At 74.7% G+C, this 17,367-nt stretch carries 10 protein-coding genes; 3 read left to right on the top strand and 7 right to left on the bottom strand.

What is annotated here, in order from left to right:
- From ACH4SE_RS07505 to ACH4SE_RS07485, 5 genes are all read right to left on the bottom strand, one after another.
- Positions 1 to 714 carry a nucleotidyltransferase family protein gene (locus tag ACH4SE_RS07505; RefSeq protein WP_398542360.1) on the bottom strand — a complete coding sequence of 238 codons (714 nt, stop codon included), beginning with the start codon at positions 712 to 714 and terminating at the stop codon, positions 1 to 3.
- Positions 715 to 761: 47 nt separating this feature from the next.
- Entirely contained in the window at positions 762 to 1,763 is a 1,002-nt protein-coding gene (locus ACH4SE_RS07500) for an SDR family NAD(P)-dependent oxidoreductase (RefSeq protein WP_398542359.1), read from the bottom strand.
- A 51-nt stretch (positions 1,764 to 1,814) separates the two neighbouring features.
- On the bottom strand, positions 1,815 to 3,230 hold the full coding sequence (locus ACH4SE_RS07495; RefSeq protein WP_398542358.1) for a hypothetical protein: 1,416 nt from the start codon (positions 3,228 to 3,230) through the stop codon (positions 1,815 to 1,817).
- Positions 3,227 to 4,777, bottom strand: a complete 1,551-nt coding sequence (gene pelF / locus ACH4SE_RS07490; protein ID WP_398542357.1) for a GT4 family glycosyltransferase PelF — start codon at positions 4,775 to 4,777, stop codon at positions 3,227 to 3,229. Before pelF ends, ACH4SE_RS07495 begins: the two co-directional genes overlap by 4 nt.
- Positions 4,778 to 4,928: 151 nt before the next feature.
- On the bottom strand, positions 4,929 to 7,112 hold the full coding sequence (locus ACH4SE_RS07485) for a hypothetical protein (RefSeq protein ID WP_398542356.1): 2,184 nt from the start codon (positions 7,110 to 7,112) through the stop codon (positions 4,929 to 4,931).
- Between the two features lie 768 nt (positions 7,113 to 7,880).
- Between ACH4SE_RS07485 and ACH4SE_RS07480 the strand changes: the two genes are divergently transcribed.
- A complete protein-coding gene (locus ACH4SE_RS07480; protein WP_398542355.1) occupies positions 7,881 to 8,099 on the top strand; it encodes a hypothetical protein in 219 nt (72 codons plus the stop codon).
- Between the two features lie 194 nt (positions 8,100 to 8,293).
- Positions 8,294 to 10,453 (top strand): SpoIIE family protein phosphatase, encoded by a 2,160-nt coding sequence (locus tag ACH4SE_RS07475; RefSeq protein ID WP_398542678.1) that lies wholly within the window; start codon positions 8,294 to 8,296, stop codon positions 10,451 to 10,453.
- Between the two features lie 22 nt (positions 10,454 to 10,475).
- Here the strand turns inward: ACH4SE_RS07475 and ACH4SE_RS07470 are convergent, their stop codons facing one another.
- Positions 10,476 to 11,972, bottom strand: a complete 1,497-nt coding sequence (locus ACH4SE_RS07470) for a hydrolase (protein ID WP_398542354.1) — start codon at positions 11,970 to 11,972, stop codon at positions 10,476 to 10,478.
- A gap of 342 nt (positions 11,973 to 12,314) precedes the next feature.
- On the opposite strand from ACH4SE_RS07470, the gene ACH4SE_RS07465 reads away from it, so the two are divergent.
- Positions 12,315 to 13,706, top strand: coding sequence for an NADP-dependent succinic semialdehyde dehydrogenase (locus tag ACH4SE_RS07465; protein ID WP_398542353.1), 1,392 nt, complete (start codon positions 12,315 to 12,317; stop codon positions 13,704 to 13,706).
- A gap of 146 nt (positions 13,707 to 13,852) precedes the next feature.
- Here the strand turns inward: ACH4SE_RS07465 and ACH4SE_RS07460 are convergent, their stop codons facing one another.
- The gene (locus ACH4SE_RS07460) at positions 13,853 to 17,188 is read right to left on the bottom strand and encodes a glycoside hydrolase family 3 C-terminal domain-containing protein (RefSeq protein WP_398542352.1); all 3,336 of its coding nucleotides are present in this window, start codon (positions 17,186 to 17,188) and stop codon (positions 13,853 to 13,855) included.
- Positions 17,189 to 17,367: the final 179 nt, after the last annotated feature.

Raw genomic sequence — 17,367 nt, 5'->3', positions numbered from 1 at the left:
TCACGCCCCCTTCAGCAGCAGCGGGCGCAGGCTGCTGAATTCGGCGTTGGCCCGGTCGTAGTCGTCGGGGCGCCCGATGTCGAGCCAGTAGCCGTCGAAGTCGTGGGCGCGGGGCGGCTGCTGCGCGCCGAGCAGGTCGAGGACGACCTCGTCGAAGCCGAGCGGCAGGCCCGGGGTGTAGCGGGCGAGGGTGCTCCGGGAGACCCCGTAGACCCCCATCGACACCCGGTAGTTCATGCTCGGCTTCTCCGTGAAGCCGACCACCTGCCCCTCGTCCGTGGTGAGCACGCCGAAGTCGATCGTGACGCTGCGCCGGTAGGTGGCGATCGTCAGCGGCGCACCGGAGCCGCGGTGGCCGTGCAGCAGCTGCCCGAAGTCGAGGTCGGTGAGGATGTCGCCGTTCATCACCAGGAAGTGCTCGGGCAGGCTGTCGCGCATGGTCAGCAGCGGGCCCATCGTGCCGAGCGGGCTGTCCTCGGTGGCGTAGCCGACGTCGAGCCCCCACTGCGACCCGTCGCCGACGTAGGCGCGGATGATGTTGCCGAGGTGGCCGATGGCGATCGTGCAGCTCCGGAAGCCGGCGCCGGCCAGTTGCCGGAGCACGATCTCCAGGATGGCGTGGCTGTCGCCGATCGGCACGAGCGGTTTGGGCAGCGCGGTGGTGTACGGCCGCAGCCGTACGCCCTTGCCGCCGGCGAGGATGACAGCGTGCATGGTGGGTCCCCCAAGGGGTGGTTCGCGAACGGGAAGATGGCGGGGCGTCAGACGTTGTAGGCGGCGGTCCGGTAGCGCGCGAGGTGTGCCGGGTCGCGGAAGAAGCCGACGGTGCGGGCGAGGCCCTCGTCGAGGCGGTGGGCGGGCGCCCAGCCGGTCGCCTCGCGCAGCCGGGTCGCGTCGCACACCAGCCGCATCACCTCGGAGCCGGCCGGGCGCAGCCGCTGCGGGTCCTCCAGCACGGCCAGGTCGGCGTCCATCAGGGTGCCGATGAGCGTGACGAGTTCGCCGACGGAGATCTCACCGCCCGTACCGGCGTTGAAGGTCCGGCCGACGACGCGCTCGGCCGGCGCGGTGCCGACCGCGAGGAAGGCGGCGGCGGTGTCCTCGACGAACAGGAAGTCCCGCGTGGGCCGCAGGTCACCCAGTGTCACCGTCCGCTCCCCCGCGGCCACCTGGCCGATGACCGTGGGGATCACCGCCCGCATCGACTGCCGCGGCCCGTAGGTGTTGAAGGGCCGCAGCGTCACCACGGGGGTGCCGAAACTGGCGTGGTAGCTGTCCACCAGCCGGTCGGCGGCGGCCTTGGACGCGGCGTACGGGGACTGGGTGCGGATGGGGTGGTCCTCGGTGATGGGCACCGTCTGCGCGGTGCCGTACGTCTCGCTCGTCGAGGTGTGCACGAGCCGTCCGGCGCCCGACTCCCGCACCGCTTCGAGGACGTTGAGGGTGCCGGTGACGTTGGTGTCGACGTAGCTGCGGGGCGCGCGGTAGGAGTACGGGATGGCGATGAGCGCGGCCAGGTGGTAGACGGTGTCGCAGCCCGCGACCAGCTCGCGTACCGACCCCGGGTCGCGGACGTCGCCCATCACCACCTCGACGCGGTCCCGCACGCCGGCCGGCAGCTCGTCCAGCCAGCCGTGCGACGAGAAGGAGTTGTACTGCACCATCGCCCGCACCGGGTGGCCGGCGGCGACGAGCGCCTCGACCAGGTGCGAGCCGATGAAGCCCTCGGCGCCGGTGACGGCGGCGGGAGTTGCGGTGGACACGGTGGATCTCCTCGGTGGTGTGCAGGGGGAGGGGCGCGGGAGGTGTGCGGGTCAGCGGTGGGTGGTCACACGCGCGGTGACGGTCGTGGCGGCCGCGAGCAGCGCGGCCGCGGCGCCCGCGCTCGCCAGGCCGAGCACCGCGCCCGGCGGGCCGGCGTGCGCGGCCAGCAGCGGCAGCGCGGTCGCGGCGGCCGCGGACAGGACGGCGGCGGAGGTCCACGGCCGCCCGCAGGACTGGAGCAGCAGGGCCAGCCACAGCGCGCAGCCGAGCGCCAGCAGGACGCCCAGGTGCGGCGCGCTCCACGCGGCCGCCCCCGGCAGCGCCGCGGACTCCACGGCCGCGAGCACGGTGAGTGTGGCCGCGTAGGCGCCCAGGCAGCGCGCCAGCACCCGCCACGACCGGGCGAGCAGCCGCTCGGCGACCCCGGTCGCCCGCAGCGCGGACAGGCAGCGGCTGCGGAAGCGGAAGAGCAGCCACTCGGCCACTCCCATGCTCACGGTGAGCGCCCCGACCAGTTCCCCGGCGAGCGCGGCCGCGATCACGAGCACCCCGGCGGCCAGGCCCCCGAGTCCGAGCGGCACCGACCGCAGCAGCGGCACGGGAGCCCCGCCCCGGCCGGCCGGCGGCGCTTCGCCCGCGCGCAGCCCCGCCCGTACGGCGGCGGCCAGCGCGGCCCCCACCGTGGCGGCGAGCAGCGCGGCGGCCGCCGGGGCGGGCAGGACCTCCGCGCCGGGGACGGCGGCCACGACGAGCGGGGCCAGGACGTACAGCAGGAGGCGTTCGCGGCCCAGGACCAGCAGCACGGTGGCCGCTGCCGTGTACAGCGCCTGGCCGAGCGCGAACAGCGGCGCGGCCGGGCGGGCGGTGCCGGTCAGCGCGAGCGCGGCGGCCCCGGCCGGGAGGACGCCGAGGGCCCCGCCCAGGAGCAGGCACCAGGCCGCGTCCCGCGGGCGGTTGGCGAGCAGCAGCAGCCCGGCGCGGTGCGCGAGGGCCTGGTTCCAGCCCCAGCTGACCAGCGCCGCCGCGGCCCATCCCGCGACCGCCGCGGTCACCCCGAAGGGGCCCCGGGGACCGTCCGCCCACCGGGCGCCGAGCAGGTAGCCGAGGCCGGGCAGCGCGAAGGTGAGGCCGCGCAGCACGCAGCGCGGCAGGCCGGTGCGCCAGGGGTCGGGCGCGGGCTCCGGCTCGGGGTAGGCGCGCGGCACCCGCGCGAAGAGCGCCTCGGCGAGGGAGAAGAGGTCGCGGTGCCGGTAGCGGCCGGTGATCTGCTCGTCCGTCAGCCCCTCGGATTCCAGCAGCGCGGCGATCTCCTCGGCGTGCGCGGCGCCCGCGCAGTCGTCGCCGAGGCGCTCGGCGAGGTCCGCGAGCGCGGCGTCCGGGTCGCCCGCCGCCCACCCGGGAGGGGTGGCCGGCCGCGCCGCCGCGCCCGGGTGGGCGGCCGCGCCCAAGGGGACGGCGCCGCTCATGCCGTGCCCTCCGCGGCGGGTGCGGTCGCGGGGGACGGCACGGACGGGTGCCACAGGCGCGGCAGCCAGGTCACCCCGGCACAACTGCGGGACGGGAGCGGTCCGGCGGCGGAGAGGCCGGCGTAGATGGCGCGGAAGGACTCGATCGTGCGGCGCAGCGTGAACTGGTCGATGACCCGGTTCCGTGCGGCCTCGCCGAGCGCGGCGCGGCGGGCCGGGTCCCGCAGCAGGGCGAGGGCGGCGAGCGCCATCGCGGCGGGGTCGCGCGGGGGCACGACCAGGCCGGTGTCGCCGACCGCCTCGCGGACCCCGCCGACGTCCGTGGAGACGGTGCAGCGCCCGCAGGACATCGCCTCGATGAGCGTGAAGGGGAAGCCCTCGCTGATGCTGGAGAGCATCACCACCTGCCCTGCGGCGTAGGCGGTGCGGATGTCGTCGACGCGGCCCTCGAAGCTCACCGCGCCGCCCGCCCCCAGCTCCCGGGCCAGCGCCTCGCAGCGCGCGCGGTAGTCCTCGCCGCCGCGCGGCGTGCCGCCGAAGACGCGCAGCCGCGCCTCGGGTATCTCCTCGCGGACCAGCGCGAAGGCGCGGATCAGCGTCTCCAGGTCCTTGATCGGGTCGATCCGCCCGGCCCAGCTGAGCGTCGGCACCTCCGGCTCCGGCCCGGCGACGGGGAAGGCCGCGGGATCGACGCCGTTGTAGACGGTCCGGACACGGTCCGGGGCCGCACCGCCGTGCTCCTCCCAGCGCCGGTTGTAGCGGTTGCCCGGGGTGACGAGCGCGCTGTGCCGGTAGGCCTCGCGGGCGAGCAGCCGGAAGAAGTGCAGCATGAGCGACTTGACCGGCCACCGGTAGGGGGCGGTGCGGTGGCCCAGGTAGCGCTCGCGCTGGTAGACGCCGTGCTCGGTGAGCAGCAGCGGCACGCCCTCGCGGTGCCGGGCGAGCAGTCCGGGCAGCGTGGCGAGACCGCCGCTGACCGCGTGCGCCACGCCGGTGGGCGGGGCGGCGGCGAGGGGGCGCAGCGCGTGCTCCAGCAGGTCGGTGCCGGTCAGCGCGTCGTACTGGCTGGGCCGGGCCGCCGCGGCGTCCGTCCCGGGCCGCCGCCACAGCCGGGCCAGGGCGCGTACCGCCGCCTCGGAGCGCAGCCCCGCCGACAGCGTGCCCGCCTGCGCCCAGCCGCCCAGCTCGTACAGCGCCGGCCCGAACAGCTCGTCGTCGCCGCCGCCTTCGGCGAGCAGCGCGGTCAGCAGCCGCTCCCACGCGTCGAGCAGCGCGCGCCGGTCCCGGCCGCGCGGCTCGCGTCCGGCGGGGGTGGCGCCCCACACCGGCAGCTCGTCCAGCGCCGTGACGTTGCGGGGCAGGTCCCAGGCGGGCGGCTCGCCGCCGGTGGCCGTGACGGCGACGACGCGGAAGTCGACGTCGGGCATCGCGCGGACCAGTTGGTCGCACCAGACGCTCACCCCGCCCGCGCTGTGCGGGTACGTTCCCTCGGTCAGCAGCGTCACGTGCGCGAGACGCGCCGCGGGCAGGCCGGAAGTTGCGTGCATGACGTGGTGTCCCCCTGGACGGGTCGGTACGGGCCGGGCGCGAGGGCGGTGGGACGTAGCGGCGTTGCGGTGGAAGGGGCCGCGGGGGCCCGGGCGGACGGGGCGCCCGGCGGCGGGCGCGCCCGGGGTGCGGCTCCGGGCGCCCCGCCGCTCAGCCGCGGGCGCTGTCGCCCGGGCCTGCCGGCACGGCGTCCGTGACGCCGCGCGGCACCGGCAGCCGCCCGGCCGGCGCGGCGAGCCGTACCGCGGTGCGCGGGGCGGGCGCCGGAGCGGCGGCGGGCACGGCGGCGGAGGGCAGCACCAGCGTCACGGCGGCCTGGAGCAGACCGGGCTGGGCCCAGCCGGAGCTGCGGCCCGCGTAGGCGGTGCCGAAGGCGGTGGAGCCCAGCAGCTGGGTCTGCCGGGTGCCGGCCGGCACGGTCGCGTCGACCTGCACGCCGGAGGGCGCGCTCACGGTGACGGTGCCGCCGATCCGGTAGGCGGTGACCCTGCCGCCCTTCCACGCCGCGCTCCATGCGGCCCTGCGCTGCAGCTCGGTGGCGATGTCCGCGGTGCGCAGGTTCACCGCCGGGGTGTTCGCGGCGAAGAGGCCCGCGTAGTCGCCGAGGACGCGCTCCAGCACCGGGTAGGCGATGCGGTCCTCGGCGAGGTTCGACTGGTGGATGAAGTGCGGGCGGGGGTTGTTGCCCAGTACGTGGCCGAGGTCGATGCGCGCCTCCAGCGGCACGATGAAGGAGGCGTAGCCGGTCGCGGGGTCCAGCGGCGCGGGCAGGCACGTGGAGTTGCCGGACGTGGTGCACGCGCCGCTGCCGCCCTCGGCGGCCGCGGTGTAGATCCAGTTGTACTCGTCCGTCTCCTCCTGCGCGGTGCCCGCGTTGTAGAAGACGTTCATCGGGAAGCGCGGCACGGTGACCGCGGGGCCCACCGTCCGCTGGTCCGGCTCGCGGGAATTGTCGCTCGCGAGGTACTTCACGCCGAGCGAGCTGAGCGCCGGGGCGAGGTTCGGGTTGTCGGCGGGCTGCTGCGGCAGCACCTTCAGGCCGGAGTGCTCGCCGGTGACCAGCTCGGAGCCGTCCAGGGACAGCCCGTGGGAGGCGGCCCAGGAGCGGTTGTCCTTGACGGCGGCGGTGATGTCGGCCCTGCTGACCCACCGCGTGGCGCCGTCCGCCGTGGTCGCGCAGCGCCACGGCACCACGGTCACGTCCTGGACGCAGCCCAGGAAGGGGTGCAGATAGGTGTGGTTGACCCAGCGGTAGCTGCCCGCGTCGGCCAGCAGCCGGGTGGCGAGCGGGTCGGTGCTCGCGCCGTGGTCGGACTTCCAGTCCTCGCTGCCGCCGCCGTTGAAGACGAAGTCGAAGGTGAAGCCGTGTGCGGCCGACCACTGCTTCGCGTAGGCGGCGTCGTCCGCGGTCATCCGGATCGGGTCGCCGTCCGCGCCGGTGCCGACGGGGCAGTCGACGTCGCCCGGCGTGCAGTCGAGCGTGGCGTTCCACCGGTCGTCGGCGAGGAAGACGTCGTCGACCTGGACCTCGAAGTAGTTCCGGTCGGCGCCGAGGTGGACGCCCTGCGTCATCCACTCCACGATGCCGCGGGCCAGCAGCCGGAACTGCTGCTGGTACCGGTTGTAGACGAAGGGGAGCACCAGCTCGCTGCGCCCGTCGTGGGTGTACTGGCCGACGAGCACGCCGCGCCGCGTGCTGCCCGGGACGGGCGCGTCCACCAGCGTCGTGAAGGACGCGCCCGCGGCCTGGTCGGCGAGCGGCGACGCCAGGTAGCCGTAACTCTCCGCCTGGGAGGGGTCGTTGTCCTCGAACGGCACGGCCCCCCGCAGGTAGCCGAAGTCACCTGCCGCACCCTGCGCCGTCACCTGCCCCCGGACGCCGTCGAGCCGGCCGATGTAGCCGCCGTTCTGCGCGTAGTCCAGCCCGACCGCGGGCGACGCGTAGGTGTAGGCGTCGACCTGCCGGACGCCGTACGACGCCTCGTACGCGGCCAGCGCCGCCGTTTCGGCCGAGCCGGCGCCGAACGGGTTCTCGTTCGGCAGCACCACGGCCTGGAACTTCGCCCGGGGCCGCCCCGCGACGGTGTCGCTCAGGAAGCCCGCGGTGATCACCGGCCGCCCCGCGGCCGCCAGGTCCACCGTGGTGTACGGGGTCCCCGCGCCGTCCAGCTCCGCGGTGACCGCCGCGGTGGCCGGCCCTCCGTCGTCGACCACCAGCACCCGCAGGTCGACCCGCGGGGTGAGGACCGCGGCCCTCGCCGCGGACGGCACGGCCACCAGGCCGACCAGTGCCGCGGCGGTCGCCACGGCCGCGGCACGCACACTTGCGCCCATGAATTTCTCCCCCGGCAGCAGCCGATTCCCCATCGGCGTGCTCCCACTCGCAACGGCGCTTTTGCTGCCGTGTTCCGGGGACCCATGGTGGATCATCCCGCGGAGGAATTGTGACCGTCCTGCGGAGACGGCCGGCGGGGCCGCGCAAGGGCCGCGGGGGTCCTGCGTCATGCGGCGCGCTCACCTGCGGTGTTATGAGATGTCATGCTCGCGATACATGCGGATTATCGACCTGAATGATGAATGGTCGAGCGCATTTTCGAAACACACCCGAACGAGTGGTGCGTTCGATTGCAGATACGACACGCACGCATGCCGCGGGGCTTTCCGGAAATCCCGGAAAGCCCCGCGGTGCCCTCAGTCGATCGGCGGCGGCCCCGGCTGGGGGGTCGGCTCGGGCCTCGGCGGCACGGGCGCCGGAGGTGTCGGTGACGGCGGCGTCGGCACCGGTCCCGGGACCGGATGGGGCTCGGGTGTCGGTGTCGGGTCCGGACCCGGCACCGGCTCCTCGGGCGGCACCGGCACCGGCGGATAGGTGTCGGGGAACGGTGTGGTCATCACTGGCTCCCTGGGTCGCGTTCCGGTCGCCCTTCGCGTACCCGCCCCCCGCGCGCCCATGCAGCCCGCGCCCCCGTCCGGCATACTGCGCGCCCTCCCGCGCACCCCGCGCGCGCTCCCGTGGGGGTGAAACCGGCCGGCGGCTGCAACTGGGTCCCGGCCCCCCGCGGTCCCTCCCGGCGGAACGACCCCGGGGAGAGGAGCGGAAGGGTGCGGGAGGACTGGGAACGCCTGCGGGAGCCCGGCGTGGTGCAGGTCGTGGTCACGGCACGTGACGCCGCGAGCGCGTACCGCGTCTTCGACGAGCTGGTCGACCGCTTCCCCGGGGCCGGGGCCCCCGTCCCGCTCGGCGCCCCGCCGGGCCTGGTCTCCCTCGCCTTCCTCGCGCCCACGGGCCCGCGGCGCCCGGAATCCCCCGGCCCCCGGTGACTGCCGCCCCCGGTGACTGCGGCCCGCCGCTCGGCCCCGCCCGTCCGGTCCGCGGGAGGCGCCCTCGTAGTGAATCCGTCATTCGGGGCATAATGGACAACCAGGCGCACCGCAGTCACCAGCCCCCCGGAGAGTGAGTGAGCGCGAGCAAGCCGCCGGCCCGCAGCGGGTACGACCCGCGGGTCGGGCCCGTAGTGGAGGCGGACCGGCCCCCGGAGCCGGAGATCGGCCTCGGGGAGCGGCTGGCCCTGAACGGCATGGGCAGCTTCGACTGGGACCTGGACCGCGGCCGCTTCGAGCTGGACGACGCGGGTCTGGAGGTCTTCGACTTCCGGCCGGGCGAGTTCGACATGCGCCCCGAGTCGCTGGTGCTGCGCGTCGCGCCCGAGGAGGGCTCCCGGGTGGACTACGCGCTGCGCCGGGCCCTGCAGTCGGGCATGCGCAGCTACGGCGGCTACTTCCAGATCACCCGGCGGGACGGCGCCAGGCAGTGGACGCACACCCAGGGCACGATCCTGCGGGACACCCGCGGGAACGCCTACCGCATCGTCGGCATCGTCCGGGACGCCACCGACGAGCTGGCGCAGACCCCCGACGTGCAGGCGACGGAGATGCCCGCGAGCCGGGTGGCGGACGGTGCGCGGGGGAACCTCGCCCCGGTGGTGCGGCTGACCACCGAGGCGCTGTCCCGCGCGGTGACGGTCGAGGACGTCACCGCCGTGGTCACCGGCGCGGGCGGACTGGAGCGGTTCGGCGCCGACGCGATGCTGCTGGCCCTCGTCGAGGGCGGCAACCTGCGGGTCCTCGGGAGCACCGGCGCCCCGCACCCGTGGACCGGCGAGCTGGCCGTACGGCGTTCGGACGGGTCGCTGCCGCTGGACGACGTGGTGACGACGATGCGGTCGCGCTTCGCCTCCTCCCTGGACAAGCTGGCCGAGCGCTTTCCGGCCGCGCGCGCGTACTTCGCGGCATCGGGCATGGCCTCCGCGGCCTTCCTGCCGCTCATCGCGCAGGGCCGCTCCATCGGGGCGCTCGGGCTGTTCTACCGGGAGGAGCGGGAGTTCGGGCACGACGACCGTGAGCTGTACGCGTCGCTCGCCGCGATCGTGGCGCAGTCCCTCCAGCGCGCGATGCTCTTCGACCGCGAGCGGGAGTTCGCCACCGGGCTGCAGTCCGCGATGCTGCCGCGCGACATCCCGCGCTTCGACGGCGTCGGCATCGCGGTGCGCTACCACGCGGCCTCCCGCGGCCGGGAGGTGGGCGGTGACTGGTACGACGTGGTGGCCCTGCCGCAGAACCGTGTCGGCCTGGTCGTCGGCGACGTCCAGGGCCACGACACGCACGCGGCGGCCGTCATGGGCCAGCTGCGGATCGCCCTGCGCGCCTACGCCGCAGAGGGCCACGCCCCCGCGACGGTGCTGGCCCGCGCCTCCCGCTTCCTCGCGGAGCTGGACACCGAGCGCTTCGCGACGTGCAGCTACGCCGAGCTGGACCTCGCCACGGGCGCGGTGCGCGCGGTGCGCGCCGGGCACCTGGGCCCGCTGATCCGGCACACGGACGGCCGCACCGGCTGGCCCCACGTGCGCGGCGGTCTGCCGCTGGGCGTGGCCACCGCCGTGGACATGCACGAGTTTCCCGAGACCCGGCTCGACCTGGTCCCCGGCGAGACCCTGGTCTTCTGCACCGACGGGCTGGTCGAGGAGCGCGGCGAGGAGATCACGGTCGGCATGGACACGCTGGCCGAGGCGGTGCGGCAGGGCCCGCAGGACGCGGACGGGCTCGCCGACCACCTCGCAGGCAACCTGTGGGAGCGCTGGGGCTCGCAGGACGACGTGGCGCTGCTGGTGGTGCGCCGCGACCCCGATCCGGGCACGGGCCGGGCACCGCGTATGCACTCCTACGTCCACCAGGCCGATCCCGAGGGGCTCGCCGAGGCGCGGGTGGCGCTGCGGCAGACGCTCGCCGGGTGGCGGATGGCCGAGCTGGCCGACGACGTCGAGCTGGCGGCCGGCGAGCTGCTGGTGAACGTCCTGCTGCACACCGAGGGCGGCGCCGTGCTCACGCTGGAGGTGCTGCCGGAGCCGGTCCGCCGCATCAGGCTGACGGTCCAGGACCGCTCCAGCGCGTGGCCGCGCCGCCGCTCGCCGGGCGAGGCGGCGACGTCCGGGCGCGGGCTGCTGATGATCGACGCGCTGTCCGTCCGCTGGGGCGTCGAGCCGCGTGGCGACGGCAAGGCGGTGTGGTGCGAGTTCGGCCCGGCGGACCACGGGGACGGCCGGGACGGCGGGGACGGCGGGGACGGCGGGGAGGGGCAGGAGCCGGCCGCCGGCGGCCCCCGCCCGGACGGCGTCTGACACCGTCCGGGCGGGGCCGCGCTCAGCTCACGGTGAGCGCCGTGTCGTCGATGACGAAGGACGTCTGGAGCTTGGAGCCCTCGGTCCCGGTGAACTTCACCGTCACGGTCTGGCCCGCGTAGCCGCTGAGGTCGAAGGAGCGCTGCGTGAAGCCGGTGGCGGCGTCGGCGTTGGTGTACGTCGCGAGCGTGCTCAGCACGGTGCCCGAGGAGTTGAGCACCTGCGCCTTGAGCGTGTCGTAGGCGGTGCTGCCGGTCTCGTCGGTGTCGATGTGCAGGTAGAAGCTGAGCTGCGCGGAGCAGCCGGCGGGGACGGCGACCGACTGGGAGAGCGTGTCGGTGGTCGCGGTGCCGTAGCCGTCGAGCCAGGCCTTGTACGAGCCGCTGTGCGCCGCCTCGCCGCTGTCGTTGTTGATCACGCCGCTGCTCGCCGACCAGGAGGAGCCGCCCGACTCGAAGCCGGGGTCGGAGAGCAGCTGGCGGGCGGTGCAGGTGCCGCCGGAGGGCGGGGGAGTGGTCGGCGGGGTGGTCGCCGTGCCGCCGGAGCCGGCCAGCCACGCCGTGGCGTTGAGCGCGAGCGCCGCGTCCGTGCCGGCCGGGTCGTTCCAGCCGTCGTAGAGGGTGTTGCCGGACTGGCCGGTGCCGTCGTCGGCGGGGGAGCTGTCGCCCCAGATCGCCACCCGGCCGCTGCCGAAGGTGCTGGTGGCGAAGAAGGCGCCGGTGTTGCCGGAGTAGCCGGTCCGGTAGAGCAGGCCCTTGACGGCGGAGTTGTCGGACGGGTTGAGCGTGAAGGTGGTGCCGTCGCGCAGGATGCTGCCGGTCACCGTGCCGAACGGGCCGTGCAGCACCGGGTTGGCGGAGTCGCTCACGGCCCGCGGGTTGTCGGTGCCGATGTCGAGCTTGTCGACGGTGAAGCCGAAGGGGTCGGTGTTGTCGACGCCGTTGTTCGTCAGCAGGTCGCTGATCACGCACGGCGAGTCGCAGCCGTCGTTGTTGCGGTCGCTGTTGTTGTGGTCGGAGATCAGGAACAGCCCGCCGCCGTTCCTGACGAAGGTCATCACGGCGCTCTTCTCCGCGGCGGTGAGCTTCACGTTGGGCTCGGGCAGCACGAAGGTGTCGAAGTTGCTCAGGTCCTGTGCGTTGGAGCTGTTGCCGTAGGTGATGGTGCGGCCGGACGGCAGGGTCGCGAGGCTGTAGCCGCCGGCCTTCTGCAGCGCCACGCCCCAGGACGAGAGCGCGCCGGTCCAGTCGGTCTCCTTGCTGGGAGAGCCGTTCTGGGCGAGCGGGTCGGGCTGGCTGGTGCTGATGATCCAGTCGGCGTTGCCGGCCGTCTCGGCCTTGGTGTTGTCGAACAGGACCCGGTGCGCCGCCGTCGCGGCGGGAGCGGCGGCGGCCGGTGCGGGTGCGGCGTGCGCGCTGCCGGTCGCGACACCGGCCGCGGCCAGGGCGGCGGCGCCCAGGAGCGCGGTCGCGGCGAGCGCGGCCCTGCGGCGCGGGTGCGGGTTACGTGTGCCGGGCATCCGTCAACCTCCAGGTGGGGGGCGGTGGGTGGGGGTGCGGGAGAGATTCTGCGCGCGTAGAAACGGTGGCTGATGTGGCGCGCGTTACCAGGGAATGAACGCTGCCGGTCGGCTCCCCGTCGCCGCCGGGAGACGGCGTGCGGTTCACCCGCACGGGCGACCGGGACCCCGCGCCGTTGCGCCGGGCGGGTGCCGCCCGGGCCCGGCCGGGAGTGGCGGGCGGCGCCGGCGGGAAGGATGCCGGCACCGCCGCATGGACCGCCCCCGCGCGGGTACCCGCGCCAGGTGGGCGCCGGCTCGCCGCGCCCGCCCGGTCAGGCCCGCGGCAGGAGGAGGAGCAGCATGGCGATCGCCACCGTGAACCCCGCGACCGGGGAGACGGTCCGTACCTTCGACGCTCTCGACGCGGCCGGGGTCGAGCGGCGGATCGCCGCCGCGCACGACACCTTCCGGGAGTGGCGGACGACCGGTTTCGCCCACCGGGCCGGGCTGATGCGCGCGGCGGCTGACCTGCTCGACAAGGAGCAGGACGAGATCGCGCGCACCATGACGCTGGAGATGGGCAAGACGCTCGCCGCGGCCCGCGCCGAGGCGGCCAAGTGCGCCAAGGCGATGCGCTGGTACGCCGGGCACGCCGAGGCGCTGCTCGCCGACGAGCACCCGGACTCCGCCGACGTGGCCGACAGCGGCGGCAGCCGCGCGTACGTCCGCTACCGGCCGATGGGCGTCGTGCTCGCGGTGATGCCGTGGAATTTCCCGCTGTGGCAGGTGGTGAGGTTCGCCGCGCCCGCGCTCATGGCGGGCAACACCGGGCTGCTCAAGCACGCCTCCAACGTCCCGCAGACCGCCCTCTACCTGGGTGACCTCTTCCACCGCGCGGGCTTCCCGGCCGGCTGCTTCCAGACGCTGCTCATCGGCTCGGGCGCCATCGAGGACGTGCTGCGCGACCCGCGGGTGGCCGCCGCGACCCTCACCGGCAGCGAGGGCGCCGGGCGCGCGGTCGCCTCGGTGGCGGGCGACGAGGTCAAGAAGACGGTGCTGGAGCTGGGCGGCAGCGACCCCTTCGTGGTCATGCCGTCGGCGGACGTGGACCGCGCCGTCGAGGTCGCCGTCACCGCGCGGGTGCAGAACAACGGGCAGTCCTGCATCGCGGCCAAGCGCTTCATCGTCCACGCGGACGTCCACGACCGCTTCGCCGAGCGCTTCACCCGCGCCATGAGCGCGCTGCGCGTCGGGGATCCGACGAGCCTGTCCACCGACGTCGGCCCGCTGGCCACCGAGCAGGGCCGGACGGATCTGGAGGAGCTGGTCGCCGACGCGCTGGACCAGGGCGCCGAGGCGCTGTGCGGGGCCCGCCGGCCCGAGGCCCAGCCGGACGGGTGGTTCTACGAGCCGACGGTGCTGTCCGGGGTGACGGACCGGATGCGCATCCACCGCGAGGAGGCCTTCGGGCCGGTCGCGACGCTCTACCGGGTGCCCGACCTGGACGCGGCCGTGGCGCTGGCCAACGACACGCCCTTCGGGCTCAGCTCCAACGTCTGGACGCGTGACGAGGACGAGCAGCGCCGCTTCGTGCGCGACCTGGAGGCCGGCGGGGTCTTCTTCAACGGCATGACGGCCTCGCACCCGGCCTTCCCGTTCGGCGGCGTCAAGCGCTCCGGCTACGGGCGCGAGCTGTCCGGGCACGGCATCCGCGAGTTCTGCAACGTCACGACCGTGTGGTTCGGCCGCTGAGCCCGCCCGGCTCCGTGTTGTCATGTACATCTGCCTCCCCATGGGGCGCCGGTTTCACCCCTGGGGAGGCAGAATCCCGTGGCACGTACGCCGGATCTTCACAACCGGCCGGGGCCCGGCGCCGGGCCCCGGCCCGCATCACCCGTTCAGGTGACCGTCCAGACGAAGGTCGCGGTGTCCGCCGCGCCCCTGCCGTCCGAGGCCGTCACGCTCACCGTGCTGGTGCCCTTCGCGGTCGGCGTCCCGGAGATCACACCGTCCGTGCCGATCGACAGTCCGGCCGGCAGGCCCGCGGCGCTGAAGGCCGGAGCCGCACCCGTGGAGGACACCGCCGTGACCGGCAGCCGTACCGCGGTGCCCTTCGGGCTGCTCATGCCCGCCGGGTTGGCCACGGTGACCGACGCCCCGGCGGTCGCCGTCGCGCCGACCGTCCGGGCGCTCGCCGCCGTCGCGACGTTCAGCGTGCCGGTCAGCGGCAGGTTCCGCGACGAGTCGCCGACCATGACCTGGTACGCGCCCGCCGCCGTCGTCCAGGACGACGACGAGGTGTTCCAGTACGCCAGGTCGTGCGCGCTCACCGTGAACGTCACCTTCGCGCCGGCCCCCGGCTGGAGGTCCACCCGCTGGAAGCCCTTGAGCTGCTTGGCGGGCTCACCCGTCGAGGCCGGGTCGCCGACGTAGAGCTGGGCGATCTCGGCACCCGCCCTGCTGCCGGTGTTGGTGACGGTCGCGCTGACCGTCGTGTTGCCGTTGCCGTCCGGAGCGCCCACCTGGAGCCCGGAGAAGGAGAACGACGTGTAGGACAGCCCGAAGCCGAACGGGAAGAGCGGGGTGATGTTCTGCGCGTCGTACCACCGGTAGCCGACCTTCAGGCCCTCGCTGTACTGCACGTTGCCCTGGCCCGGCCACTGCGCCGCGGTGTGCGCCGGCACGTCGTCCAGCGAGGCGGGGAAGGTCACCGGCAGCTTGCCGGACGGGTTGACGTCGCCGAACAGCAGCGCCGCCAGCGAGTTGCCGACCTCCTGGCCCGCGTACCACTCCTCGACCACCCCCTTGACCTGGCCGAGCCACGGCATGGTCACCGCGGAGCCGGTGTTGAGGACCACGATCGTGTTCGGGTTGGCCGCGGCGACCTGCTGCACCAGCGCGTTCTGGTTGTTCGGCAGGTCGATGCCCGCCTGGTCGGTGCCCTCGTTCTCGCCGTAGCCGACGCACACGACCGCCACGCTCGCCGCCCGCGCCGCGTTCACGGCCGCGGTGACGTCCGTGCCGTCGCTGTACGTCACCGAGGCGCCCGTGCCGGCCCGCTTCCTGATCGCGTCGATCGGCGCGACCGTGCCCGAGCTGGTCGAGGTGGCGCTGCCACCGCCGACGCTGCGCACGCCCGCGCCGCCGTCCGGGCCGATCACCGCGATCGACGTGGCGTTCGCGCCCGAGAGCGGCAGCACGTTGCCGGCGTTCTTCAGCAGCACCGAGCCCTGTTCGGCGACCTGACGGGCGGTGGCCTGGTGCGCGGCCGTGGTCACGACCGAGTCGCGGTTGCCGGTCTTGTGCTTCTCGAAGACGCCGAAGGCGAACATCTGCGTCAGCACCCGCGTCACCATCGTGTCCAGCGTCGCCTGGCTGACCTGCCCGTTCGCCACCGCCTGCGCGAGGAAGTCGGCGTAGAAGTAGCCGCCGGGCATCTCCACCGTCATGCCGTTGTTGGCCGCGTCCACGGTGGAGTGCGCGCCGCCCCAGTCGCTGGTGACGAAGCCGTTGAAGCCCGCCTCCTGGTAGAGGCCCTTCTTCAGCAGGTCGGCGTTCTGGCACGCGTACACGCCGTTGACGGTCGAGTAGGCGCACATCACCGACGCCGACGCCCCCTTGCTCACCGCCGCCTGGAAGGCCGGGAGGTAGATCTCGTGCAGCGTGCGCTGGTCGACGATCGCGTTGTCGGCCGGCCCGTTGCGGTTGGTCTCCTGGTTGTAGACCGCGACGTGCTTGGCCTGTGCCATCACGCCCTGGCTCTGGATGCCCTGGATGCCCGCGGTCGCCATCTGGGCGCTCAGGTACGGGTCCTCGCTGTAGGTCTCGAAGGCCCGGCCCCAGCGCGGGTCGCGCACGATGTTCATCGTCGGGCCGAGCGCCACGTCCACGCCCTTGCCCGCGAACTCGCTGCCGGCCACCGTGCCGTACTGCTTCTGCAGCGCGGTGTCCCAGGTCGCCGCCGACGACACGGCCGAGGGCAGCTGCGTCACCCCGCCGAAGCCGTCGCCGACCCCGCTCGGGCCGTCGTGGTAGCCCAGCGCCGGGATGCACAGCGGCGCGATCGCGTCGGTGTTGCCGATGTAGGGGTACGCCTGCCCGTTGCCGTGCAGCAACGTCAGCTTCTGCGCCTGCGTCATGTGCGACAGCACCTGCGCCACCCGGTCGGCGACCGGCGCCGTCGACCCCACCCAGGGGCAGACGCCGTTGCCGCCGTCACCGCCCGTGCCGCCGCCCGGCGGCTCGGTCTCCCCGCCGCCCGGCGAGAGGACCTGCACCTCCCACAGGGAGTAGCCCCACTGCGTGGCGCGCTGCGTGCCGTACACCCGCACGTAGCGGGTGTGCGCGGTGAAGTCGTGCGTCTCCACGCCGCCCTTGCCCGCGGTGGTGGAGTAGGCGGTGCTCCAGCCGGTGCCGTCGGCGGACGTCTGGATCTGGTAGGCCGTGCCGTACGCCGTCTCCCAGTTGAGCGTCACCCCGCAGACGTCCTGCGCCGAGCCCAGGTCGACCTGGATCCACTGCGGGTCGGACGCCGCCGAGGACCAGCGGGTGCCGGTGTTCCCGTCGAAGGCGGCCGAGGCCGGGAAGGTGCCGGTGTCCTGCGTGGACGAGGCGGTGGCCGGCTTGCCGGTGGCCGCGCCGGAGTTGCCGCACGTGCCCGGCGTGCCGCCCCCGCCGGTGGTGCCGCCGGTGCCGCCGCCCGAGGTGCCGCCGTAGACGCGGAACTCCCACAGCGAGTAGCCGTAACCGGTGGCGCGCAGGGTGCCGTACACCCGGACGTAGCGGCCGGTGCCGGTCACGTCGAGCGACTGGCTGCCGCCGGTCGCGGTGGTGGTGGAGTAGATGCCGGTCCAGTTGGTGCCGTCGGCCGAGGTCTGGATCTGGAAGGCCTTCGCATAGGCCGCCTCCCAGTGCAGGTCGACCCGGCTGACGGCCTGGCTGGAGCCGAGGTCGACCTGGATCCACTGCGGGTCGGCGAAGCCGCTGGACCAGCGCGTGCCGTCGTCGCCGTCGACGGCCGCCGAGGCGGGGGTGCCGGCGTTCTCGGTGGAGGACGCGGTCGCCGGCTTGCCCTGCGAGAGCAGGACGGGATCGGCGGCGTGCGCCGTCCGCGGCGCCGCCACCAGCGCCAGCGCCATGACCAGGACGAAACCGACGAGGGCGGCCAGCCGGGCCTGCGCCGCGGACGGCCGCCTCCTGGCGGGTGGGGGAGTGCTGTACGGGGTGTGCAGCATGGGGGAAGCCTCTCTCGCGCGGCGTGGGGGCCGTCGGAGGTGGGGGTGGGGGCGGGGCGCCCCGGCCCCCCCGGGGGGGGGGGGCCCCGCGGGCGGGGGGGGGGCGCCGAAAGGCCGAAACCCCCCGAGAACACCACGAAAAAAATAGGGGAGAAACGGGCGGGCGGCGGGGGCGCCCC

The sequence above is a fragment of the Streptomyces sp. NPDC020983 genome (genome assembly GCF_044333485.1).
In the GTDB taxonomy this organism is placed as follows: domain Bacteria; phylum Actinomycetota; class Actinomycetes; order Streptomycetales; family Streptomycetaceae; genus Actinacidiphila.
The sequence above is the reverse complement of the archived record's forward strand: the minus strand, read 5'-3'. Positions and strand labels throughout refer to the sequence as shown.